General features: G+C 49.3%; 22 protein-coding genes and 1 pseudogene. 15 read left to right on the top strand and 8 right to left on the bottom strand.

Annotation, left to right across the window (positions count from 1 at the left end):
• Positions 1-207: 207 nt before the first annotated feature.
• Together Q0117_RS02855 and Q0117_RS02850 are read right to left on the bottom strand one after the other, a co-directional pair.
• Positions 208-1,140 (bottom strand): DMT family transporter, encoded by a 933-nt coding sequence (locus tag Q0117_RS02855; protein WP_297922264.1) that lies wholly within the window; start codon positions 1,138-1,140, stop codon positions 208-210.
• Positions 1,141-1,146: 6 nt separating this feature from the next.
• Positions 1,147-2,052 (bottom strand): DMT family transporter, encoded by a 906-nt coding sequence (locus Q0117_RS02850; RefSeq protein WP_297922261.1) that lies wholly within the window; start codon positions 2,050-2,052, stop codon positions 1,147-1,149.
• A gap of 461 nt (positions 2,053-2,513) precedes the next feature.
• Between Q0117_RS02850 and der the strand changes: the two genes are divergently transcribed.
• The 10 genes and pseudogenes from der to Q0117_RS02800 all read left to right on the top strand — a co-directional run bounded on the left by der (position 2,514) and on the right by Q0117_RS02800 (position 10,839).
• On the top strand, positions 2,514-3,899 hold the full coding sequence (gene der / locus Q0117_RS02845; protein ID WP_297922258.1) for a ribosome biogenesis GTPase Der: 1,386 nt from the start codon (positions 2,514-2,516) through the stop codon (positions 3,897-3,899).
• Positions 3,886-4,380 (top strand): annotated as a pseudogene (locus tag Q0117_RS02840) (shikimate kinase); the annotation flags it as partial. The gene der and the pseudogene Q0117_RS02840, both read left to right, overlap by 14 nt.
• A gap of 487 nt (positions 4,381-4,867) precedes the next feature.
• Positions 4,868-5,836: a tryptophan--tRNA ligase gene (gene trpS / locus Q0117_RS02835; RefSeq protein ID WP_297922255.1), complete on the top strand. Its 969-nt coding sequence runs from the start codon at positions 4,868-4,870 to the stop codon at positions 5,834-5,836.
• A 10-nt stretch (positions 5,837-5,846) separates the two neighbouring features.
• A complete protein-coding gene (locus Q0117_RS02830) occupies positions 5,847-6,347 on the top strand; it encodes a DUF2628 domain-containing protein (protein WP_297922252.1) in 501 nt (166 codons plus the stop codon).
• Between the two features lie 55 nt (positions 6,348-6,402).
• Positions 6,403-6,669, top strand: coding sequence for an ACT domain-containing protein (locus Q0117_RS02825; RefSeq protein ID WP_005871308.1), 267 nt, complete (start codon positions 6,403-6,405; stop codon positions 6,667-6,669).
• Positions 6,670-6,678: 9 nt separating this feature from the next.
• Positions 6,679-8,016: a PFL family protein gene (locus tag Q0117_RS02820; RefSeq protein WP_297922249.1), complete on the top strand. Its 1,338-nt coding sequence runs from the start codon at positions 6,679-6,681 to the stop codon at positions 8,014-8,016.
• A 24-nt stretch (positions 8,017-8,040) separates the two neighbouring features.
• Positions 8,041-8,454, top strand: coding sequence for a hypothetical protein (locus tag Q0117_RS02815; protein WP_297922246.1), 414 nt, complete (start codon positions 8,041-8,043; stop codon positions 8,452-8,454).
• A gap of 435 nt (positions 8,455-8,889) precedes the next feature.
• Positions 8,890-9,255: a hypothetical protein gene (locus tag Q0117_RS02810; protein WP_297922243.1), complete on the top strand. Its 366-nt coding sequence runs from the start codon at positions 8,890-8,892 to the stop codon at positions 9,253-9,255.
• A 266-nt stretch (positions 9,256-9,521) separates the two neighbouring features.
• Positions 9,522-9,929: a hypothetical protein gene (locus Q0117_RS02805; protein WP_297922240.1), complete on the top strand. Its 408-nt coding sequence runs from the start codon at positions 9,522-9,524 to the stop codon at positions 9,927-9,929.
• Between the two features lie 319 nt (positions 9,930-10,248).
• Positions 10,249-10,839 carry a hypothetical protein gene (locus tag Q0117_RS02800; RefSeq protein ID WP_297922237.1) on the top strand — a complete coding sequence of 197 codons (591 nt, stop codon included), beginning with the start codon at positions 10,249-10,251 and terminating at the stop codon, positions 10,837-10,839.
• Between the two features lie 134 nt (positions 10,840-10,973).
• Here the strand turns inward: Q0117_RS02800 and uvrB are convergent, their stop codons facing one another.
• Complete coding sequence (uvrB, locus tag Q0117_RS02795) at positions 10,974-12,950, bottom strand: excinuclease ABC subunit UvrB (RefSeq protein ID WP_297922234.1); 1,977 nt, start codon at positions 12,948-12,950, stop codon at positions 10,974-10,976.
• 69 nt (positions 12,951-13,019) lie between these two features.
• On the opposite strand from uvrB, the gene Q0117_RS02790 reads away from it, so the two are divergent.
• The 3 genes from Q0117_RS02790 to Q0117_RS02780 are packed head-to-tail and all read left to right on the top strand — an operon-like array spanning position 13,020 to position 13,977.
• Positions 13,020-13,280, top strand: a complete 261-nt coding sequence (locus Q0117_RS02790) for a hypothetical protein (protein ID WP_297922231.1) — start codon at positions 13,020-13,022, stop codon at positions 13,278-13,280.
• The gene (locus tag Q0117_RS02785) at positions 13,277-13,513 is read left to right on the top strand and encodes a hypothetical protein (protein ID WP_005871317.1); all 237 of its coding nucleotides are present in this window, start codon (positions 13,277-13,279) and stop codon (positions 13,511-13,513) included. Before Q0117_RS02790 ends, Q0117_RS02785 begins: the two co-directional genes overlap by 4 nt.
• Entirely contained in the window at positions 13,510-13,977 is a 468-nt protein-coding gene (locus tag Q0117_RS02780; protein ID WP_297922228.1) for a hypothetical protein, read from the top strand. The genes Q0117_RS02785 and Q0117_RS02780 overlap by 4 nt, the downstream gene beginning before the upstream one ends.
• A 472-nt stretch (positions 13,978-14,449) precedes the next feature.
• Here Q0117_RS02780 and Q0117_RS02775 read toward each other — a convergent pair whose 3' ends face one another.
• From Q0117_RS02775 to ispF, 5 genes are all read right to left on the bottom strand, one after another.
• Positions 14,450-15,157: an alpha/beta hydrolase gene (locus Q0117_RS02775; protein ID WP_297922225.1), complete on the bottom strand. Its 708-nt coding sequence runs from the start codon at positions 15,155-15,157 to the stop codon at positions 14,450-14,452.
• Positions 15,158-15,699: 542 nt separating this feature from the next.
• Positions 15,700-16,236 (bottom strand): phosphatidylglycerophosphatase A, encoded by a 537-nt coding sequence (locus Q0117_RS02770; protein ID WP_297922222.1) that lies wholly within the window; start codon positions 16,234-16,236, stop codon positions 15,700-15,702.
• 712 nt (positions 16,237-16,948) lie between these two features.
• Positions 16,949-18,838 carry a hypothetical protein gene (locus Q0117_RS02765; protein WP_297922219.1) on the bottom strand — a complete coding sequence of 630 codons (1,890 nt, stop codon included), beginning with the start codon at positions 18,836-18,838 and terminating at the stop codon, positions 16,949-16,951.
• Positions 18,816-19,679 carry a response regulator gene (locus Q0117_RS02760; protein WP_297922216.1) on the bottom strand — a complete coding sequence of 288 codons (864 nt, stop codon included), beginning with the start codon at positions 19,677-19,679 and terminating at the stop codon, positions 18,816-18,818. The genes Q0117_RS02765 and Q0117_RS02760 overlap by 23 nt, the downstream gene beginning before the upstream one ends.
• A complete protein-coding gene (ispF, locus tag Q0117_RS02755; RefSeq protein WP_297922213.1) occupies positions 19,676-21,052 on the bottom strand; it encodes a 2-C-methyl-D-erythritol 2,4-cyclodiphosphate synthase in 1,377 nt (458 codons plus the stop codon). The genes Q0117_RS02760 and ispF overlap by 4 nt, the downstream gene beginning before the upstream one ends.
• 217 nt (positions 21,053-21,269) lie before the next feature.
• Between ispF and thiC the strand changes: the two genes are divergently transcribed.
• Complete coding sequence (gene thiC, locus Q0117_RS02750; protein WP_297922267.1) at positions 21,270-22,577, top strand: phosphomethylpyrimidine synthase ThiC; 1,308 nt, start codon at positions 21,270-21,272, stop codon at positions 22,575-22,577.
• A complete protein-coding gene (locus Q0117_RS02745; protein ID WP_297922210.1) occupies positions 22,574-23,668 on the top strand; it encodes an Mrp/NBP35 family ATP-binding protein in 1,095 nt (364 codons plus the stop codon). The genes thiC and Q0117_RS02745 overlap by 4 nt, the downstream gene beginning before the upstream one ends.
• Positions 23,669-23,888: the final 220 nt, after the last annotated feature.

Here is a 23,888-nt window from a genome sequence, read left to right as displayed (position 1 = left end):
CATAACGGCGACCTTTGATGAGGTCGAACCGATGTCGATACCGATAAAATGCATAAAATTTAAATCCGTCGAAAAATATTTCTACGCCGTAGAACTTTATCGCAATCTTAGCTTTTTAAGACTTTTATATCGCTGAAATTTGGCACGGGCTTGGTGCGTATTTAAATTTAGCCTCGCACCGCGTTTGAATCGGTTTTAAATTTAAATTTAGCGCTCGCGGGCGATTAAAATTCCACTTAAAATCACCACCGCGATGCCCGCTAGCACGATCGGACCGGGCAGATGGTCGCCTAGCATAATTCCGAGCGCCATGCTAAAGAGGATATCGCTGTAGCTGATCGCAGCGACGATGCCCGCTTTGCGCGAAGCGGCATAGGCGCGCGTCATATAAATTTGAAAGTAGATCCCGCTGACGCCCAGAAGCGCCACGAGCACCCAGCCGAGCAGGCTCGGTAGATTAAAGTAAGCAAGCCTCGCTAAATCCGCTCCGCTGAAAAGCCCTAAAATTTTGACCTCGCTATCACCGAGCGCCCAACCCGCAGCCATCATCATCGCGCTTAGAAAGGTAGCGGACGAGACGAAAACTAGCACGATGAGGTTTGTGGCGTAGTGTTTGCGGAGCTCGCGCACGCTCGTGTATGCAAGCCCCGCGCACATGCCGCCGAAGATTCCCACTGCATCGGTTACGCTGATGCCGATGTGCGGGCGCACGACGAGTAAAATCCCGCCAAAGCCGAGCAGTATCGCAAACCAACCCTTGGAGCTTAGCTTTTCGCCTAAGAAAAACGCCGAAAATAGCGCGGTGAAAATGGGCGCCGTCTTTTGGAAGGTAAAAGCGGTGCCAAGATCGATGTGAGCGATATTATAGAAGGTCGCTAAGATACCGCAGCTGCCGATAAAGCCGCGAAACGCGAGCAGCCACGGCTTGCCGCCCGGGCCAAGATTTTTTACCCGCCGTAGCGAAAACAGCACGATCGCGATGCCTACGACGTTGCGGAAAAACACGATCTCGGCGCTGCTCATCCGCTCCGCCATGACCTTGGCTAGCGCGCCGTTTAGCGCGAAATAAAAGCTCGCTACGAGCATGTAATAAACGCCCAGATGTTTCAGCCAAAACGCGGAGTAAAGCTTCTGCTTCATCGCGCGCTACTTTCTGTTCGCGACGAGCGCGCCCGCGACGATGATGAGCGCCATGCCCCCAAGCGCCATGAAACCGGGCAGGGCGTCGCCTAGCAGCAGCCCAAATAGCGTCGAAAAGATGATGTCTGTGTAGCTGATCGTAGCTACTATGCCCGCTTTGCGCGTCGCGGCGTAGGCCTTGGTGACGTAGGTTTGATAAAACAGCCCCAGCAGCCCCAGAAGCACGGCAAAGAGCCAGCCCTGCGCGTTTGGAATTTTAAATTTGCAAAGCATAAAGCTCAGCGCGGGCGCGTATATAAATTCCGCCGCGATCATAAGCGCTACGGGCATCAGCGTGCCGGCAAGAAGCGCCGAGAGGATGATCGTATCGGAGCTATAGTATTTGCGCAGCCCGCGCACGGAGGTAAGCGCCATCGCGGCGAATAATCCGCTTAAAATTCCAAAAATATCGCTCGGCTGCAAGCCAAACTGCGGCTGAATTACCAAAACGATGCCCACAAAGCCCAAGCAGACCGAGAACCAGCCCATCGTGCCGAATTTTTCGCCGAGAGTAAAGTACGCAATGATCGCCGTCCAAATGGGTGCCGTTTTTTGAAAAGTAAATGCCTCGCCGAGGCTGATGTTAGCGACATTATAAAAAAATACCATCAGCCCCAAAATCCCGATAATGCCGCGAAACGCGAGCGTAAAAGGATGACCACCTTTGTTTGCGAAGCGCGCCGTACGGGGACGCGCCTTGATTTTATAAAGCAGGATCAAAAGTCCGGGCAGATTGCGAAAGAGCACGACCTCAAGCGATGAAATTTGCGCGCCCAAAAGCTTGGCAAAAACGCCCGTAAGAGAGTTGTAAAAGCTCGCCGCCGGCGTATAATACGCGCCCAAGCGGCGCAGCAAGAAGTTGTCGTATTTCATCGCGCCCCTTTAAATTTGCGGAATTATACACGCATAATGATTAAATTTTAATATTCCGCCGTTTTAATATTTCGCCGCACCGCCTGTTTTTGCACGTTTGGGCGCGACGGCTCGTTTTTGCAATTCGGCGCTTGTATGCGCAAAGCAGCCAAATTTGCGTAGCTGCGGGCTTTTATGCTTTCGCGCGGTTGTGCCCGTTCCGCGCCTCAGTTGCTAGTTTTCGCGCTCAGACTTCGGTTTTAAAATTTACGCATCGCCCCCGCTTCGCGTCGTTTGCGGCGACGGATCGCGCGCCTTGAGGCCTTTTATCTAGGCGGCGTTTTGCTAGCGCCGCGATAAAATTTCTAAATTTAGCGCCTAAATTTTATAAAATTTTGCCGCTTCCTTCCGCGAGCGAGCGCGTAGAATTTGGCTTTAATCTATTTTTGGTTATAATCGCGCCAAAAACTACAAGGACGAACGTGAAAAGTTTGATCATCATCGGGCGCCCCAATGTCGGCAAGTCGAGCCTTTTTAACCGCCTAGCGGGTGCTCGCATCGCTATTACCAGCGACGTTGCGGGTACGACGCGCGATACCAACAAAGCCGAAGCCGAAATTTTCGATCGCCGCATGCGCGTGATCGATTCGGGCGGCTTGGACGACGCCTCCGAGCTGTTTGTGCGCGTGCAAGCTAAGACGCTAAGCGAGGCAAAGAGCGCGGATTTGATAATCTTTATGACGGACGGCAAGCTGCTTCCGAGCGACGATGAGCGGCGGATATTTTTCTCGCTGCAAAAGCTCGGTAAGCCCATCGCCCTAGCGGTCAATAAAATAGACGGCAAGCGCGACGAGGAGCGTAGCTGGGAGTTTAACGAATTCGGCGTTAAATTTTTCCCTATCTCCGTCTCGCACAACAGCGGCATCGATGAGCTGAAAGAGTGGATATATGGCTTTTTAGACCCTGCGCCCGCGAGGCAGGACGAGGATGAAATTTTTGATGATTTTATAGAGGGCTTTAACGACGAGGGCGAGCCGAAAGAGGGGCGCGACGAGGAATTTTATGCAGACAAGACCATCGGCGTGGGTATCATCGGGCGAGTAAATGTCGGTAAATCAAGCCTTCTAAACGCGCTTGTGGGCTCGCAGCGCTCGGTCGTGAGCGATTATGCGGGCACGACGATCGATCCGGTGAACGAAAGCACGGAATTTGAGGGGCGCACGCTCGAGTTTATCGATACGGCGGGCATTCGCCGCCGCGGTAAGATCGAGGGCATAGAGCGTTTCGCGCTAAATCGCACCGAAAAAATCTTGCAAAACTCCGATATCGCGCTTTTGGTGCTTGACGCAAGCGAGCCGCTAAACGAGCTGGACGAGCGCATCGCGGGGCTTGCGGCTAAATTTGAACTCGGGCTCATCATAATTTTAAACAAATGGGATCTTTGCGAGCGCGATTACGACGAGTTTTGCCGCGATCTGCGCGATAGGTTTAAATTTCTTTCCTACGCGCCGATCATCAGCGTCAGCGCGACGGACAGGAAGCGGATCCATAAAATTTACCCGCTCATTTTGGAAGTTTATTCAAATTTCACGCGTAAGCTCGGCACCGCAAGGATCAATGAAGCGGTAGAATCCGCGATAAAGGCGCATCCGATACCTCGCGAGCGGGGCAAATCGGTTAAAATTTACTACGCCGCACAGATCGGCTTTGCACCGCCGAAGATCGCTCTTGTGATGAACCGCCCGCAAGCGCTGCATTTTAGCTACAAGCGCTATTTAATGAACAGACTACGCGCGAGCTTTGCTCTTTCGGGAAGTCCGCTAGTGCTGCTGCCGCGCAAAAAAGGGGAGAGCGATGAAGAGCGGTAATATCGTGCTCATCGGCTTTATGGGGGTCGGCAAGGGCACGGTAGCGCGGGCGCTGGCTGCGCAAAGCGGGATGTTCGCGCTTGATTGCGACGATATGATCGAAAGCTACGCCAATAAAAAGATCGGGCAAATTTTTAAAGAACAGGGCGAGCAGAGTTTTAGAAAGATGGAAGCGAGCCTTGCGAAATTTTTAGAAAAGTCCGTCCGCTGCGCCGTGATATCTACGGGCGGCGGTTTTTACGCCGTGAAAAATTTAAACAAAATCGGCACCGTCGTGTATCTGAAATCAAGCTTTGAGGGGATTATTGATCGCTTAAAAAATAGCGAGAACGCGGAGAAAAAATTTGCTAAGCGCCCGCTGCTAGCGGATCTACAAAAGGCCGCGGCGCTGCACGCTCAAAGAGACGGGGCGTATGAAAAAAAGGCCGACATCGTAATCGACGTCGAAAATAAAAGCGTGAAAAAGATCGTAAAAGAAATTTGTTCCGCCTGCGACGGGCTAAATTTAAAAGGAAAAAAGATGTCTAAGCAGAAGTGCTCTGGCGGCGGCAAAAATTCCGAGCCGCACGGCAAAGAGGGCAAAGGCGATAAGCTTAAAAAGAAAGAGGCGCTAAAGCAAAAGCTGCGTGAATTGATCGAGGGCTTAGAACGCGAGGAAATTCCAAAGCGAGTGATCGCGTGGCACTTCGATCTTTACGAGCCTTATGCGCTTGAGCTCGCGGGATCGAGCAGCTACGACGCGGATGACGACGACTGGGCGTGCGAGGACGAGGATGAATTTTATCCCGAATGTTCACGCTTGCAGCTTGAATTTTTAAATGAGCTTTCGTGGCGGCAGGTTTTAAAACTGCTCGTGCAGGCTCTGCGCGAGCTGCGAGAGCAGATGCCTGGCGCTAAAATTTTTAAGTGCAAGCACGTCGCCGTGGGCTTTATAGACGGCGATCTGATTTTGATTTAAAGGAGCAACGATGAGAATTTTAACGGGTCTTCAGCCCAGCGGCAAGCTGCATTTGGGCAATTACTTCGCGAGCATCAAGCAGATGGTAGATGCGCAAAACGCGGGCGAGCAGATGTTTATGTTTATCGCAAACTACCATGCGCTCACGTCCGTAAGCGACGGCGCAAAGCTAAAAAACTCCACCTACGAGGCCGCCGCGGCGTTTTTGTCCCTCGGGATAGATCCGAAAAAGACGGTGTTTTGGGTGCAAAGCGACGTGAAAGAGGTGTTGGAGCTTTACTGGATTTTAAGCGGATATACGCCGATGGGGTTACTCGAGCGAGCGCACGCATACAAAGACAAGATCGCCAAGGGCTTTGAGAGCAAACACGATCTGTTTAGCTACCCCGTTCTGATGGCGGCGGACATCCTGCTATACAGCGCGGAGGTCGTGCCTGTGGGCAAGGATCAGATCCAGCATGTCGAGATCGCTCGCGACATCGCGCTTAAATTTAACAACGCCCACGGCGAAATTTTAACTATTCCGCAAGCGCGCGTAAATGATGAAGTAGCGATCGTGCCGGGCACAGACGGCGCGAAGATGAGCAAGAGCTACGGCAATACGATCGATATTTTTGCAGATGCCGCGACGCTAAAGAAGCAAATTTCAAGTATCGTAACGACCTCCGAGCCGCTAGAGGCGCCTAAGCAGTGGCGCGGATGCAATGTCTATAATATCGCGAAGCTGTTTTTAAGCGAAGCGGAGCAGACGAAGCTACAGGCTCGCTACGAGCGGGGCGGTGAGGGGCACGGGCACTTCAAGGCGTATCTAAACGAGCTCGTGCTTAGCTACTTCAAAGACGCGCGAGATAAATTCGAATACTATCAAAGCCACCGCGAAATTTTGGACGAGATGCTAAGACAGGGCGCGCAAAGAGCGGCCGCGACGGCTGCTTCATTGATGCAAAAGGTTCGCGCCGCCGTGGGGATTTATCGCTAAGGAGAGTGAGATGACGGATTATGCTAGAGAAATTTTATCTGACGGCAAGCTGCTTCGGCAGAAGCTGGAAATTTTCTTGCAAACTCCTAGCAAGGTTGAAATTTACGCACGCGCCTGCGAGAAATTTTTCGCCGCGGGCAAGCAGCGCGAGTTAAATTATGTAAGCACGTGGAGTTGGTGGGGATTTTTCGGCACGCTGTTCTTTTTTCTGTACCGCAAGGAGTATAAAATTGCCGCAGCCCTATTTGCCGTTGTGGTAATTTCTTGCTTTATTCCGTTTTTGGATGAATATGATAGAAGTATAGGAATGGCGATTAGCGTCAGTAGCGGAACTATGGCGAAATATTTCGTTTGCTATAGTTTTGTTTCATTGCTGGATAAACAGGACGATGAAGCCCTAAGACGGGGCGGCGGCGTGAATAGATGGGCGATATGGCTCGCGGTAATATTTTACGCTTTTGTCGCAATTGTGTTTGCGCTAATAATTTCAAACGGCGGCAAAATTCAGTAGTTTTAAAGGGCTTCCGCGCTCAAAATAGCTAAATAAATTTTAAAAAGGAGTAAGAGTGAAAGCGATCGTAACGGTGATCGGTAAGGACAAGGTTGGCATTGTAGCGGGCGTTTCGGCCAAGCTCGCGCAGCTTGGGCTAAACATAGACGACATCAGTCAGACGGTTTTGGACGAGTTTTTTACGATGATGGCGGTGGTTTCCAGTGAGGAAAAGCAGGACTTCACGGCTCTGCGCGAGGAGCTAAACGAGCTAGGCGAAAAGTTAAAAGTTAAAATCAACATCCAAAGCTCGGCGATCTTTGACGCCATGCACAACATCTAAGGCGCACAAATGGACATCAAAAACGTAACCGAAACGATCGCGATGATCGAGGAGCAAAATTTCGACATTCGCACGATCACGATGGGTATCAGCCTGCTTGACTGTATCGATCCCGATATAAACAAAGCAGCGGAGAAAATTTACGCCAAGATCACCGATAAAGCGCGCGATCTCGTAAAGGTCGGTAATGAAATTTCAGCAGAGCTTGGCATCCCGATCGTAAATAAGCGCGTCTGCGTAACGCCTATCGCCATCATCGGCGCGGCGACGGATGCCGCAGACTACGTGCCGCTTGCTAGAGCGATGGACGAGGCTGCCAAAAAGGTCGGTATCGACTTTATCGGCGGCTTTTCGGCGCTAGTGCAAAAGGGCTACGCAAAGGGCGATAAAATTTTAATCGACTCGATCCCAGCCGCACTCGCCGCGACGCAGAAGGTCTGCTCGTCGGTAAATATCGGCTCGACCAAGACGGGCATAAATATGAGTGCGGTCGCCGATATGGGGCGCGTGATCAAAGAAACGGCGCGGCTTTCAGATCTGGGCGCTGCAAAGCTGGTCGTGTTTGCCAACGCCGTCGAGGATAATCCCTTTATGGCGGGCGCATTTCACGGCGTGGGAGAGGCCGAGGTCGTCATAAACGTGGGCGTATCGGGCCCGGGCGTCGTAAAACGCGCGCTTGAGAAGGTGCGCGGAGCGAGCTTTGACATGGTCGCCGAGACCGTGAAAAAGACTGCGTTTAAGATCACTCGCATCGGACAGCTCGTCGGTCAAATGGCGTCTGAGCGGCTGGGCGTGAAATTTGGCATCGTCGATCTCTCGCTAGCTCCGACCCCTGCCGTGGGTGATTCGGTCGCGCGCGTGCTTGAGGAGATGGGCTTAGAGCGCGTCGGCACGCACGGCACGACGGCTGCGCTTGCGCTACTAAACGACGCGGTCAAAAAGGGTGGAGTGATGGCCTGCAACCAAGTAGGCGGGCTTAGCGGCGCGTTTATCCCCGTCTCCGAAGACGAGGGTATGATAGCTGCGGTGCGCGCAGGCTCGCTAAGCTTAGAAAAGCTCGAAGCAATGACCGCGATCTGCTCGGTGGGGCTCGATATGATCGCGATCCCTGAGGATACGCCCGAGCAGACGATCGCCGCGATCATAGCCGACGAGGCCGCGATCGGCGTGATAAATCAAAAAACGACCGCCGTGCGCATCATCCCAAAAGGCAAAGAGGGCGACACGCTGGAATTTGGCGGGTTACTCGGTAGCGCGCCCGTGATGAGCGTAAATAAAAACTCATCGGCGGACTTCATCGCCCGCGGCGGCCAGATACCGGCACCTATTCATAGTTTTAAGAACTAAATTTAACCCGCTTAAGGAGGAAAAATGAGAGCGTTTGCGTTATTTGCGGCAGTTTTGCTTTTTAGCGGCTGCTCCATAATCTCGGCATTTTATAGCAAGGAGAAAAAATTCGAGCTGGCGGGCTTAGGGCAAGACGGGGTCTATAGGACTTCGGACGACAGCGCAGATACGCTAATAAAAATAACGTCCGCCCGCACAAAAGAGGGCGAGCCGTATCGTATAATCCACACGCTGGAAATTCCTAAAAATTCTACCCAGACAGATTTTGATAGCAACGATAAAGAGGTATTTAAAATAGACTGCTCCAAGAATCGTTGCTCGCCCGAATATGACAGGGAGCCGAAAAGAATCGCCATTTCTTGGCCCGCGCCGAATGGGGGCGGCATTTTTGACGGCGTCATATATTTAAAAAATTTACGGCTCGTAAAGGCGTATTAAATTTGCGGATTTAAAAGCGGACAAATTTATAAAATTTAACGAGTAGAATTTTACGGCGTCGCAATGGAATTTAGCTCTAAATTTTACGCTTGCAGGCGTGGAATTTTGAATTAAAATTTCGGCGCGGAATTTCGCTTTTAAATTTTACGGCGTGAAATTTTACGGTGCGCTGTCTCTACGGCGCGCTAAATTTTAAAATTTCGCCGTAAGACGCGGCGTTAAAATTTCATCGCCGCTCGCGGCAGACAGCGGCAGGTCTTTTGAAATTTTAAATTTAAAGTGGCTTTCATTGAAATTTTAAAATTTAAAAGTAATCTGCTTCGTTATCATTGCCCGTCCGCTGAGAAGCGAGCCAAATTTTATTTCGGTGCGGATTAAACACGGCGCGCAAAAATGGGCGCGGCATTAAAATTTTAAAAGATGAGCGAAAATAAAATGCAAAAAATGGCTTGGAAATTTGACGAGCTTGAAAAAGTCGCGACGGACGAGGGCTTTATTTGGTACGCGGAGCTGGCACTAAAAAGCAAAAGCTTCGGCGAGGTGCCGTTTTGTCTCGTGTCTGTAGATACGGCGGATGTGGATGATGCGGGGTCTTGCTCGCGCAGCGACGCCTGGGACATCGATCAGTACGTAAAAGACGCTCTTGTCTTCCTGCGAGACGAGCTTAGACGCGAGTATCGTTTGAGCGAGGATGAGCTTAGGCTGCTTGACGTGCCCGTTTGCGATCTGCCGTTTGAGCTGCCGCAATGCACGTTTTACGCGCGCGATACACAGTGGCTGCTGGGGTCCGGGCGCGCTTGATATTTGCGAGCCTTTCGGCATCGGGGTGATTTTCGAAGGCGAAAGACCGCTGCGCGTGGAAAATTTAGAGCTTTGCTAGCTGCGGTAAAATGCTAAATTTAAAGGCGGACGGGAATTTTAATGCTTTGCCGAGTTTAAAATTTTTCGACTTTTCGCGAATGTAACGCGGTAAATTTTAAAATTTAACCGCAAGGTGTGACATCAAAAAGACGCGGCGCCGAATTTAATATAATCTCTAAAATTTAAACGCTTAAAAGGAGCGAGCCGTGAGCGAAAAATTTCAAGCCGAGATGAAAGAGTTAGACAAAAAATTCGCCGCAATACCGGAGAATTTAAAGAAGCGATACGACAAACATAGGCTAATTAGGTGCTCTAGTATGGTATTTTTAGCGCTTTTGTTCGGCATTGCATCGGTAGTTTCGCGACTTATTTCTTACGTGGATATTCAGATGCCCGAACCTCTTTTGTTTTGTGCGGCGGTAGTTTTATCCATTTGCTTGACGGCATTTTGTTTAAAGTGCTACAAGACAAAAAAATACAGCAGCTTTTTCATAAAAAATCAAGATGCCAGTTTGACGATTTTTGCTTTTGAGAATACGGCTAGCTTAGTCTTGATTTATTTCCCACTTTGCTATTTCTATCTTCGGCAATGGGAGGTTCGCGAGATGAGTTAAGCGGCACCGGCACTTTATACGGAATCTTTATAGCCCCGATTTGCATATTAGTTTTTCTTTTATGCTATTTTTTCAACCGAAGCACCTATATTCCAAAAGACGATAAATTATGCTAAATTTCGATGAGGTGAAAGCTGCGAAACCTTATAAAAGAGCTGCAAAGATGGCGTTAAGCGGCGGGTTTGGACGAATGTTTAAATTTGGCTTATCGTAACTTAATACCCCTTGTATTTGCATTAAAGTTTTGTTGAGCCAAATTTTTATATACTTACTTAAGGGATCGGCGCTAAAATAAGAATATTTAAATTAAAAGGTCGGTGTGAAAGCAATTAGGAATTTTTATGAATGGCTAAGCATTTGGAATAAGATAAAAATTTACTTTTGCCTAATGTTTGTCGCTTACGCATGGTATTATATAGTCGCTTTGTCTAATCCAAAAAATTTAAGTGATCTCAAAATCACAGATGGCATAGTAACAGGTTTTACTAGCGATTCCGCGTTAAGGGGAGGAAGCTGGTGGTTATTGCAATTTTATGATAGCGAAAGAAAAGCCGTAGAGAAGGTTTCCTTGGGACTAAATTATAAAGGGATAGATGAATTTTATATATATGACAAACAAAGAAATATACTACGTTTTGATCTTTTGCAAGATCGCAAAGTTAGGATTTGGTATTCTGAATTCCCCTTTCCGTTTAAAACGAAAACGGCTTATCAAATTCTTATTTTAGACGATAATTTAGGCGAACGAGAAAGCATAAAAGGGAATAGATATTTTATGAGATTTGCGGATAGAGGATATTATATTACACCGAAGAAATGGTTTATGCTAGCAATGTCTCATATGGTTTTAATTTTTATTGTTTTGGATACCATATCAAAATTTAAAAGAGAAAATTGTGACAAGCTTTAATTCATTGACGGATTAGGTACGGTAAGGGCTCGCGCAAATCTAGCGCATAAATTTCGCCCTTAAATCGTGTAAATTTCACGCTCTGTTCGACGGAATTTCACGCGCAAATTTCACGACATTTCGGGCTTTGCAGCTTACAGCTTCCTAAGCTTCGCGATCTCATCGCGCAGCGCAGCGGCCTTTTCAAACTCCAGCGCGGCCGCGGCATCGAGCATCTGCTTGCGAAGCTCCTTTACGATCTTGGCGCGCTCGGCGGCGGGCATCTTCTCTAAATTGGCACCCTTTCTTAAAATTTCGGTGCCGTCCTCGATCTTTAGGCTCTCTTCGATATTGCGGCTAGCAGAATGCGGCGTTATGCCGTGAGCGCGGTTGTATTCATCTTGAAATTTACGGCGTTTTTGGGTGATGTCGATCGCCTCTTGCATCGAAGCGGTGATCTTTTTGCAAAACATCACGACCTGTCCGTTCACGTTTCGCGCGGCTCGCCCCATCGTCTGAATAAGGCTCGTGCGCGAGCGCAAAAAGCCCTCCTTATCGGCATCCATGATCGCGATAAGGCTTACTTCGGGCAGATCGAGCCCCTCGCGGAGCAAATTTATACCGATGAGCATGTCGTATTCGCCGCTACGTAGGCCGCGGATGAGCTCGTTGCGCTCGATTGCGTCGATGTCCGAGTGCATATATTTGACCTTAAGCCCAAGCTCCAGATAGTATTTGCTCAGCTCCTCCGCCATCTTTTTGGTTAGCACGGTTACTAAGATCCGCTCGCCGCGCGCGATGACCTCCTTTGCCATATCGTGTAAAATTTCGACCTGGTTGTCGCTGTCTTTTAAGATAATCTGCGGATCGAGTAGTCCCGTCGGGCGCAGTATCTGCTCATATACGGCTCCGCGGCTAAGATCCAGCTCGTAATCATTGGGCGTTGCGGAGACGAATAGAAATTTAGCTTTTTTATTGATAAACTCATCAAACATCAGCGGGCGGTTATCAAGCGCGCTAGGCAAGCGGAAGCCGTACTGCACGAGCGTTTCTTTGCGGCTGCGATCTCCTGCGAACATCCCGCGAAACTGTGGCAGGCTCACGTGGCTTTCATCGACGATGACGAGATAGTCCTTGCCCTTGCTCTCGTAGTAATCAAAGAGCGAATAGGGTGTCTCGCCCGACTTTTGACCGGTCAGATAGCGCGCGTAGTTTTCGATCCCCTTGCACATTCCCGTAGCGCCCAGCATCTCAAGGTCAAATTCCACTCGCCCTTTCAGTCGCTGCGCCTCTACGAGCTTGCCCGCGTCCTCGAAAAATTTCAGCCTCTGCTCAAGCTCCTCCTCGATCCCTTTGATCGTCGATTTTAGGCGCTGTTCGCCCACGATGAACTGGCTCGTCGGGTAGAGAATAAATTTTTTGACGCTTTGCGTCTTTTTGTTTTCGAGCACGTCCAGATGATACATCGCCTCTATCTCGTCGCCGAAAAACTCGATCCTAAACGCCTCGTCGTTAAAATACGCGGGGTAGATGTCGATCACGTCGCCGTTTACGCGGAAATTCCCGCGATCAAAAAAATCGTCGTTGCGTTTGTAGCCCATATCGACGAGCTTGCGAAGCAAAAATTTAGTGCTAAATTTTGATCCGATCTCAAAAAACAGCACCATGCCTTTGTATTCGGCGGGATCGCCCAGGCCGTAGTTTGCCGAAACCGACGCCACGGTGATGACATCGTCGAAGCTTAGCAAGCTCGCCGTGGCGCTTAGTCGCAAGCGCTCTAGCTCTTGGTTTACGTCGCTGTCCTTTTCGATGAAAAGATCCTGCCTGGGGATGTAGGCCTCGGGCTGATAGTAATCGTAGTAGCTGATGAAGTACTCGACGTGATTTTGCGGGAAAAAGCCCTTGAACTCGCTATAAAGCTGCGCCGCGAGAGATTTATTATGCGTCATTACGAGCGCGGGAATTCCGAGGCGCTTGATGATATTTGCCATGGTAAAAGTTTTACCCGAGCCGGTAACGCCGAGAAGGGTTTGGTATTTGTTGCCGCTTTGAAAGCCCGCGACGATGCCTTCGATCGCTTTTTCTTGATCCTCGCTTGGGGAGAATTTGCTCTCGATTTTAAAATTTTGCAAAATTTTTCCTTTTTTAAAGCCAAATTTGGGTAATATTTTTATTTAAATTATATCAGAAAAGGCGAAATAATGGAATCAATCTTTGACGAAGAGAAAAAGGTCGAGGGCTTAAGCAATAAAGTAGCTGAGCTGATTAGACGATACACCGAGGCTAGGGACGAAAACGAAAAGCTACGCACCGAGCTAGCGACGGTCAAGGCGCAAAACGAGGCCTTGGGGATGCAGCTTGGCACGCTTGAAAACGATCTGGCATATCGCAAGATGAGCGATGAGGATCTAAGCAAGCAGATCGACGATATTTTGGCGGGCGACAATTTAGGCGATAAATGAAAGAAATTTCAGTTCAGCTGACGAGTAAGTCTTTGACGAAAAAATACGCGATAAGCCTGGATGATGACTTTGCGAAGGTCTTCGGTAGGGACTGGCGGATTTTAACTCGCGGCAGCGATCATTTGGATGCGGGCGAACTGCTTGAAGCCTATATCCAAAAAAGCTATGAAAATTTCATGCTTAATAAAAAAATAGATGCCTTGGTAAAGGACATCGACGAAGGAGTAAAATGATGAAAATGAGAAAAGGTGCGGCAGTAGGCGGCGGCGTTAGCGGAATAATATTTTTAGCGATCATAATTTTCGTGATAGTAAAAATAATATATCCTAAATTAAGCGGTGCTAAGGATGAGGTTTTGGTTAAGGCGTATGCAGTCGAGCTTGAAGGTGTATTTAAGGATATACAAAGAGATTACCTCAATCAAGGTGGATTTAGAATGCTTAAAAGTATGACGGGCTCCAGGCAGTTTAGTGATAGCGATCTAGAAAAAACCGTCACTTTAAATCAATCCTTTGATTACGGAGTAGGACCGAAACTCAAAAACGATATGATCTTTTGCGCGACGATCACCTTGCGTCAAGATAGTGATGGATATTTTTTCGAGACCTCGAATATCAATCGCAACAGGGAGCGATGCGAAGCATTTCATAAAGATACGACTTATATGAAGTTAAATGGCTTTAGAATAGGCAAATAATTTTTAAAATTTAATCGCGCGACTACTATGGATTCGTAAAGCATCCGTGCAGCATGAGCGCGATAGTGCTAGTGAAGTGCGTAGCCGTGCGTCGGCTCGCACCTCGTGCCAAAAACATGCTAAGATTTCAAGAATTCATCTTTATAGACATTTTTTAAAATTTAGCTTTAAAATTGGCATTTTTACATTTATATTGACAGCTTATCGGCTAAATTTTAATCATATTTTAGTTTGTAATTCATATCGGTCATGATTTATGCTATTGCGGTTAAATTTATGAAATGGGTGCTTTGAAGCTATGCCCCTCGCGTGACGCGATGCGAGCTGAGATTTACGAAAAGCGCCTCATAAAACAAGCGTATTAAAGCAAAATATCAAGATCATCTTAAATTTATGAAATTTGCACCCCGAAGACGCGCGGAATTTTATCAGCACGGGCTTGGGCGTGAGTTTTAAAATCTCTCATAGAATTTTATCGCCGATTCTCAACCGCCGATTTGATCCAACTACGCAAATAATCTAGCTGCTGCGGTGTATGGAACCAATGCTCGCCGTTTTTCATAACGCTTAAGTCGCAGTCGAACTTCTGCGCGAAATTTCTAACGATACAAAGAGGCGTCATATCGTCGTTTTCTGCATATAGAATTCTGCTGGGCGTTTCCCACTTAGTGATCGGATTATTCAAAACAAAACTCCAATATTCCCAAAAAAGCGGTTGCCAGACAGGGGTCAAAATCATCCGCTCTTGCTTCAATCGCTCCTCGCTAACGCCAGCCCTACGCATAATATTTGAAATAACGTATTTCATATCAAGTATCGGCGAGACGAAGAGGCAGTCGCTAAGCTTTTCGTCGCGGAAGCTTTGCAGGCTGAACCAGGCCCCTATACTAACGGCAAACAGCGCGATTTCTTCCCAACGCTTCTTCGCATACGATAAAATTTCGCGAAATTCCATAATAGCGCGCCGCGGATCGCAAGAAGCGGGCTCGTGCCGTCTCTGTCCGTGCTCGGACAGATCAAAGCTAATTACCTGCCAGCCTTGCTCGCAAACGACGGAAGCTAAAAGTTCCGCATCATCTTTGCTTCCGCCTTGCCCGTGAGCGTAGATATAAACCTTTTTCGAGCGGCTCCCCCAAACGGCGGCGGGAATGCCGCGTGTCTCAATCGCGCTCTTTTGCATTTTTCGTTCCTTTAAATTTTTTGCGTCGATACCCGCATTTTGCGGCAATGTTACAAGCAAAACCATAAATATTGCTGGAATTTAATAGCACGCCCTGCTAGACTACCTGCGATTAGCGATAAATTTTAAAATTTTACGCGCGAGCTGCGCCTGCCGCTTTGTTTTAAAATTCTATATCGTAGAAATTTTGCGCCGTCAGACTGCAAAAATTCTTGCTACGAAATTTTATATCGCAACTGCGCGTGCCCTGAAATTTGTGTCTTAAAATTTTTACGCCGTAGAATTCTGCAGCTGCGAAATTTAAAATTTAAGACCACGCAAATTTTATCGCGACTCGTGCAAAATTTTAAAATTTTACGTTTGCTTTATTTGCAGGCTGCGCGGATAAATACCGCTTAAATTTCAGATTCCTAGCGGGCTCGCGCCTCAGAAGTTAAATTTGCGCTAATTCATAAGCCCCGCTCAAGATACGGTTTTTAAAATTTCGGTGCTTGATAGCGCCCGCAATCGCGCTGTGTTTGCCATGAACACATCCAAAAAGTTTAAAAAATCAATCCTGCGGCGCCGAGCTTGAGCCCTAAAGAGATAACTATCAAAACCCCAAGTCCTGCGAAAAAGCCCGCCAGCACGTCATCCAGCATCACGCCGAGCCCGCCTGGTACGTCGCGATCCACGCGCCCGATGATCGAGGGCTTGCGGATGTCAAACGCCCTGAAAAACAGCAGCGCCAAAATCATCGCGACGATCGATATCCTGCTGCTCTCAAAGCCCGCGATCAGCTCCGGCAGCGGCAGTGAAAAGATCTCGCCCACGGGCGCAGCGACGCACATTGCGATCCACACCCCCACGACCTCGTCGATTACGATCTCGCTGTTATCGTGCGCGCCTACCCGCCTTTCGTAATCGCTTACGATCTTAAGCGAGACGAAAAAAACGAGGCCGGCGCACAAAAACAGCGTCACCTCGCCCGCGAGCATCAAGATCGCAAGCCCCGCTATCCAGCCTGCGATGCTGCCCCAAGTGCCGGGCGCGGGTTTTAGTAGCCCCGCGCCGAAAAATGTAACGAAAATTTTATCCATAATTGTCCTTTTAAATTTTGCTTTTTAAAATTTTACCGCTTATTTTAATTAGAGCATCTGCTCGCGTGCGAAAATTTTAAATTTCGTTCGTGCATGTAGAATTAATTTGCCCGCCTACACGAAATCAGTTCTACTCGCTCGCCACGAATTTTGCTCACTAACGTAGGAATTTTAAAATTCTACTCATTTGCGTAAAAATTTTAAAATTTTGCTCGCCTGCGCGGAGTTTTCAAACCCGTCCGCAAACGCACGGCATTTTGCGCGAGTGGCAGTCGTTGTGCCTCGCCCAAATTTATGCACTGCGACTTACTGCGAGCATCTGGCTAAATTTAAACTCGCTTGCCGAAAGCTTAAAATTTAGATTTGCCGTGCTGCCTTACATATACATCGCGCCTTAAAATTTTAAATTCGCTTCGCCGCAAAATTTACTGCGCCGTTATAAATTTGCTACGAAGCCAAGACTTTAAAATTTAAAGCTCGTTTTATCGTACCGCTGCTAATGCTCTAAAAATTTAGCTTCGTTGTACCGCAAAATTTTACGCCAAATCTGCGTCCGCCGCTCTTTATTCTACAAAATTCCGTGCAGTCCTTTCTTTCCGCACTATGAAATTTTACTTTACGTCTAGCCGCCGTAAATTCTAACGCCGCGAAATTTTACCCTCTGCCTAGCTTCCGCAAATTCCACATCATTTTTGCGTTGCGCCCTCGAGAGCTATGTCTTTAGCGCACTGGTTTGGTACAGCTGCATAAGCTGCTCGTAAAACTCGCTTTCACCGTGGCTCTGCAAGATCCCGCTGTTTGGAAAAAGTTCGTCGTAGAGCTTTTGCAGATCCGAAAATCGCGCGGGAAAAAGCTCGCTTAAAATCATCGCCGAGATCTCTTTACGCATAAAAATCGCGGGCGGCAAGATCCCCGAGCGCAGCAGAGCTTTGAGATTTTGAGTGCGGTAATGCACGTGATGATGAGCGCCGTGAGGGCAGTTTTTCGTGCTTACGAGCACCTTGCACTTCTCGCAATAGACGTATTCTGGCATAAGCAAAATCTCGATTTCGCCGCGCTTTTGATACTCGTCCAGCACCGAATGCACGCCGCCACCTTCGAAAAATAGCTCCATATTTGCGTGATTTTGCCCAAAAATTATTTTGTTTATACCTAAATTTTTTGCGATCGCGCATTGCAGGGCGGGCTTGTCGTCAAAAATCGCAAGCGAGCCCAGATCGATCATCATAGCGCGTTGCGCGACCAAAAAATTTTGCAGTAAATAGCTTAGTGTTTTTTTGCGTAGCTCGTAGGGCAGGGCATCCGCGCTGCTCGTGCCGGTCAAAAAAATCACCACGAAATCCGCTTTGTCGATCATATGCCTAATCAGCCGCTCATGCACGCGGTGGATCGGATCGGCGCAGGTAAAAAACGCTGAAATTTTAGGCGCGGCAAGCGAGCTTGCGACTTTTTTTATGCGCGCGATTTGCTCTGCAAGACCATTTTTTAGCAGCGTGATGCGCCCCTGCACCGCAGTTTGCTCTGCGTATACGTTTTGAAACACCGAGTCTGCGACCTCGCTTGCGCTTGGGGCATAAACGTCGCTAACGTCTATGCGCGCGACAAGCTCACAATAGGCGGGATTTGCAGCGGAATTTTTGATGAAATTTTCGGTGGAATTTGAGATAAAATTTCCCGCCGAATTTGCTACGGATTTTGCATCTGCGCTACAAACGCGATTTATCGCAGAATTTTCGGCAAAGCTCTGCGCGGAATTTACCGCAGAATTTTCACTGGAGCTTTTCGCCAAATCCAAAGCGGCGTTGTTTGCAGATTTTACATCTGTGCTGCTAGTAAAAGTTTGATCATAGCTCGCAGTAAGGCTTTCTATATGGTCTAAGCCTTCGCTTGTGGCGTTTATAGCGCTTTGCGCACTTGCAGTGCGCGCGAAACCTGCGCCGCTTTTCACAAAATTCTGCTCGTTTTGCGCCGCGGCAGAAACTCCATCCTGCAAGTTGCGTGATTCTTTAGCTAGCAAATACGCACCACTTTCGCCGCTAAGCAAATTTTCGGTGCGTTCAGCTATGCCGTCCTTGCGGAGGTAAAGCTCCAAAATATCGCCTTTTTTTGCGTCCGCGCAGGAAAAAACGAAATTTATGCCGCATACGCTTAGCTTGCTTGGGCGCAGTAGCTCGCAGCTCTTGCCGAAAGCGCCGTTTGCGAGCAGGCTCAAGACGTTTAGGTCGGAGCGCGAGATCACTATCTTGCGGATTTGCATTGCGCTATTATTTGCGCCTTTGCTCTCGCTTCCGGCTTGCTTTCCTTTTAAATTCCATGCCGAGCCCTTAGTTTGTGCCTTCTCTTTTCTAGCATCGCCAGCCCTTGACGCTTTTAAATTTCGCATCGTTTTTAAATTGCGCTTTGCTTTTAAATTTTGCTTCGCCTTTAAATTTAGCGCCGCATCGCTCGAAGCTCTTGCGGCGTTTAGAATTTTTGTGCTACTTGAAATTCCTTCGCTTTCAAGCGGTTTTATTTCGTGCAAATTGCCGGTATCACGCGAAATTTCTATCTCGCCTGCGATCCGTACCGAGCGCGCGCGGCTATTTTTTTCTTGCGATGCCATATTTTTTCCTTTTCTCCCAAAGCGATTTTCGCGAAATCCCAAGTGCCGCCGCCAGATCGGAGTCGAAATACTCGTCTTGGTGCGCTACGATCGTGAGCTTTACGTATTCTTCGATGCTTAAAATTTCACTGCGTTCTTTGCTGCTGCCAAGCGTAATTTCGTCGTTAAAGCCCTTTTGCGCGCCGATGGATCCGGCGATTATACGCATGGATTTGGTTTTGCTTAGAAATTTTTCCTTCTGTGCGCCGCTTAGGCTATCAAAATCTGGTGCGTAAAAAATCTCCGCGCCGCGTTCTAGCAGCTCAGGGCTTTGCGCGGATAGAATTTTAAGGCGCGATTTTAACGCGAGTGCGATCTTAAATACCGCCGCAGCTCGCACTGCCGCATCGCCGCGCAAAAGAAGCGGAAATTTTATCTGCGCTAAACGCGCGGGCGGTATTTCGCACGAAAGAGAGATCTCTTTAAGCAACACTTCGTAGGCTTCGTTTTGTGATTTTAGCGAGCGAAACTGCGCGTAGTGCTCGATCTTTTTTATGAGCTCCTCTATCATAAAAGGCTTTTGGATATAATCCGTCGCGCCCGCTTTTACGGGGTTTAGCACCGTTTCGCTATCGACGTAGGCGACCATTAAAATTATGATCGAGCGCCTAAATTTCTCGATCAGCGGATAAAAGCTCGCGCCGCTCCAGCTCGTAGAGAGTAGCACCGCCTCAAACTCCTCCGCAAGGCCCGCCGCGGTTGCTAAACTCGCCGCGTTAGTGCATTCATGCCCAAGCGCGCCAAGCTTGTTTGCGATACTTTGAGCAAGATAGCTTTCGCTCTCGATTATTAAAATTTTCATACGTCCTGCGCCTTTGCTGCGTGCTTTTGCCAGTCGTAAAATTTCAAGCTTACCGCAGCCTGCGCGGCGATGCCTTCGCTTCTGCCCGTAAATCCCAGCCCTTCGGTCGTGGTCGCTTTGACATTGACGCGGGCGCAGTTTAGAATTTCGCTTAAAACCTCTTGCATCTGCGCTTTGTAAGCACCGATCTTCGGGCGCTGCGCGATGATCGTAATATCGGCGTTTACGAGCTCGTAGCCGTAGCCTCTGACGCGCCGCATTACCTTTCGTAACAGCTCCTTGCTATCCGCGCCTTTAAATTTGGCGTCGCTGTCGGGGAAAAGCTCGCCGATGTCTCCCAGCATTGCTGCGCCGCAAATAGCGTCGATTAGGGCATGGATTGCTACGTCGCCGTCGCTGTGCGCGATCAGCGCGAACTCGCATGGAATTTGCACGCCGCCGAGCACGATGCCCGCGCCTTTTTCAAGCACGTGCACGTCGTAACCCGTGCCGCAAAAGATATCGCGCGAGCAGGGTTTTAAATTTAGTGCCGCCAGATCGCTTGCGCGCGTGATCTTAAGCGCGCCCGCTTCGCCTTTTATAAATTCTAACCGCCCGCCCGCGCTACCGACCGCCGCGCTATCGTCGGTAAAAATTTCGTCTCCCTCAAGCGCCTTTTTAAGTAGCGCCGTGCGCGAAAGCTGCGGCGTTTGGATGAGGCGCAGTTCCTCTCGCTCCACAATGCGCTCGCCGAGATAGGTCGTGTCATTTACGCCAAGATAGGGGCTGACGCAGTCCGCGCCGCCTAAATTTCGTATCAGCGAGGAGATCAGCTCGGGCGAAATTTGCGCGCGGGCTACGTCGCTTACGAGCACGAGCTCGCTCTCTACGAGCTTTAGCGCGTTTTTTAGCGAGCTTTGACGATTTGCGCCGCCCGGGGCGAAGTGAAATTTTAAATTTGCAGAGCCGCATTCATCTGCGTCGCATTCGACTTGAGCTTTAAAATTTTCCGCGCCCCGCGGCTTGCTTGCGTCGTTTAGATCATCAGCGCCGCATCCGATCCCGCCTCGCTCGCTTTTAAATTTATACTCGCTCGTGCCGCACTCCACGCTTTTGCCGCACTCTGCGCTTTTGCCGCACTCTGCGCTTTTGCCGCACTCCGAGTTTTCTCCGCGTGCCGAGGCTAGGCTGCACGCATAGAGGCGCTCGCAATAGCCCACGTCCTCCTCGTTCACGGCGATTATGATTTTTTTAAATGGGTGCGCCCGCGCAATGCTCTGCGCGACGTATTGCCAAAGCGGCAGCTCGCCCACGCGCAACCACTGCTTTTTGACGGGGAGCTCAAACCTGCTCGAATCGCCCGCGGCGAGCAAAATCAGCGATATATCTTTCAAATTTTATCCTTGAAATTTTGTTACGAAATTATACGTATTAAAAATGAAAGCAAAATTAATCGCGACTCGCGGGCTAAAATATCTTAATCTTAGGCGTAAATTTACCCTGCGCGGCGGTAAAATTTCAGCCTGCGTTACGAAAATAAACGGCAAAAGAAAAGTAAGGATTAATGAAATTTGTTATATTATACGCGCATTTTTAAGAAGCGAGGCGAAAATGACCGAAAGCTGCGTATCACAGATCTATTTTGCAAAAAAAGGCGAGCTGACGCCACAGATGAGAGAGGTCGCGCAAAGCGAGCGCATGGACGTGCGGGTCTTGTGCGATTTGCTCGCGCAAGGAAGAGCGATCATCCCCGCAAACGTTAATCACAAAAGCTTAAAACCCGTCGGCATCGGGCGCGCGCTGCGGTGCAAGATCAACGCAAACATCGGCTCCTCGGGCACGACGAGCGATATCGAGGGCGAGCTGGAAAAGCTTGAGGCTTGCTTAAAATACGGCGCCGATACGGTGATGGATCTAAGCACGGGCGGCGATTTGGACGAGATCCGCGCCGCGATAATCGAGCGCTCGCCCGTACCCATAGGCACGGTGCCGATCTATCAGATGATTCATGAGCTGGGCGATATTAAAAATTTAAAAACGAGCGCTATTCTTAATACGATCGAGAAGCAGGCGCGGCAGGGAGTGGATTATTTCACGATCCATGCGGGCTTTAAGCTAGAGTTTATGCCGCTGCTGTCCCGTCGCAAGATGGGTATCGTAAGCAGAGGCGGCTCGCTGATAGCGTCGTGGATGATGAAATTTCATAAGCAAAATCCCTTCTACGAAGCGTTTGATGAAATTTGCGATATCTGCGCCGCTTACGACGTATCGCTATCTCTGGGAGACGGCTTGCGCCCTGGTTGCTTATACGACGCGACCGATAGGGCGCAGCTTAGCGAGCTTGAAATTTTAGGCGAGCTGGCCCTGCGCGCGAATGAAAAAAACGTGCAGGTGATGATCGAGGGGCCGGGGCACATCCCGTTTAACGAGATCGAGCTTAATATGCAGCTAGAGCGCAAGCTCTGCCGCGACGCGCCGTTTTACGTACTTGGTCCGCTTCCGACCGACATCGGCGCGGGCTACGATCATATCAGCTCGGCTATCGGCGGGACGATGGCTGCGTATTGCGGCGCCAGCATGCTCTGCTACGTAACGCCTAAGGAGCATCTGGGGCTTCCCAATGCAAAAGACGTCAGAGAGGGCATTATCGCGCATAAGATCGCCGCTCACGCCGCGGACGTCGCGCTAGGCAAAGCGGGCGCGATAGAGCGCGATCACGAGATGAGCGATGCGCGGTATGGTTTTGATTGGAACAGGCAGTTTGAGCTTAGCTTCGATCCAGATCATGCGCGCGAGCTGCATGACGAGAGCCTGGGCGATGAAATTTACAAGGGCGCGGAGTTTTGCTCGATGTGCGGGCCGAAATTTTGCGCATATAAAATCAGTAGAAATTTAACCGAAAATAAGGAGAAAGAATGAGTAAAGACGAAGTCTTAAATTTGCTTAAAAGCGTGATCTATCCGGGCTTTTCTAAAAGTATCGTGGATTTTGGATTTGTAAAAGAGGTCGAGATCGGCGATAGAATTTTCGTAGGGATCGAAATCCCCAGCGCCAAGCCTGAAATTGCAGCAGAGCTTAGATCGGCGGCGCAAAAGGCGCTCGGCGCGGATGCCGAAATTTTAATCAAACAACCCAAGATCGCCGAGGAAAAGAGCAATTCTCGCAGCGGCAAAAATATCGCGCCGCAGATCAAGCATTTCGTGATGATCAGCAGCGGCAAGGGCGGCGTAGGCAAGAGCACGACGACGCTAAATTTAGCCATCAGCACGGCAAAGCTCGGAAAGAGGGTGGGGATTTTGGATGCCGATATTTACGGGCCGAATTTGCCGCGAATGCTAGGCGAGGATAAGACGCAAGCAAGCGTCGTGGGGCAGAAGCTAAAGCCGATTTTAAGCCACGGCGTGGAGATGATGAGCATGGGCGTGCTGATGGAGGAGGGCGCGAGCCTTATCTGGCGTGGCTCTATGATAATGAAGGCGATCGAGCAGCTACTAAAAGACGTGGCGTGGAGCGATCTGGACGTGTTGTTTTTGGATATGCCTCCGGGTACGGGCGACGCGCAGCTTACGCTCGCTCAGAGCGTGCCGGTAACGGCGGGCGTGTGCGTTACGACGCCACAGACAGTCGCGCTGGACGACAGCGCTCGCGGGCTTGATATGTTCGAAAAGCTCCACATCCCGATCGCAGGCCTTATCGAGAATATGAGCGGCTTCATCTGCCCCGATAACGGCAAGGAGTACGACATCTTCGGCCGCGGCGGCGCGCAAAAGCTAGCGCAGCGATACAATACCGAAGTAATCGGCGAGATCCCGATCGAGATCGCTATCCGCGAGGGCGGCGACAGCGGCAAGCCGGTAAGCTTCTATGCGCCAGGTTCTTTGAGCGCGAAGCGCTACGAAGATGCCGCGCGCAAGCTGTGGGAAAAGATCGAGAAGATCGATCGCGAGGAGCTGGCGGATAACTCCGCGATCCAGCCGGTGATGGACGGCAAGAGCGCCTGCTCGAATTAGGGCTTTGGCGGGTGCGGCGTCAAATTTAGCGCGGAATTTCTCGTGAATTTTGCAGATTGAAATTCAACGTGGAATTTAATAGTTTGAAATTTCTCGTCGAATTTCGCTGCAAATTTTATAATACTCGCAAAATTTTGGTATGCAAATCCGTCATAGAATTTTGCCCGTAAATTTAGCGGGTAAAATTTCACGCGGGTTTTGCGGCTCGGAATTTCGAGCC

The organism is uncultured Campylobacter sp. (assembly GCF_937997535.1).
GTDB lineage: Bacteria > Campylobacterota > Campylobacteria > Campylobacterales > Campylobacteraceae > Campylobacter_B.
The sequence above is the reverse complement of the archived record's forward strand: the minus strand, read 5'-3'. Positions and strand labels throughout refer to the sequence as shown.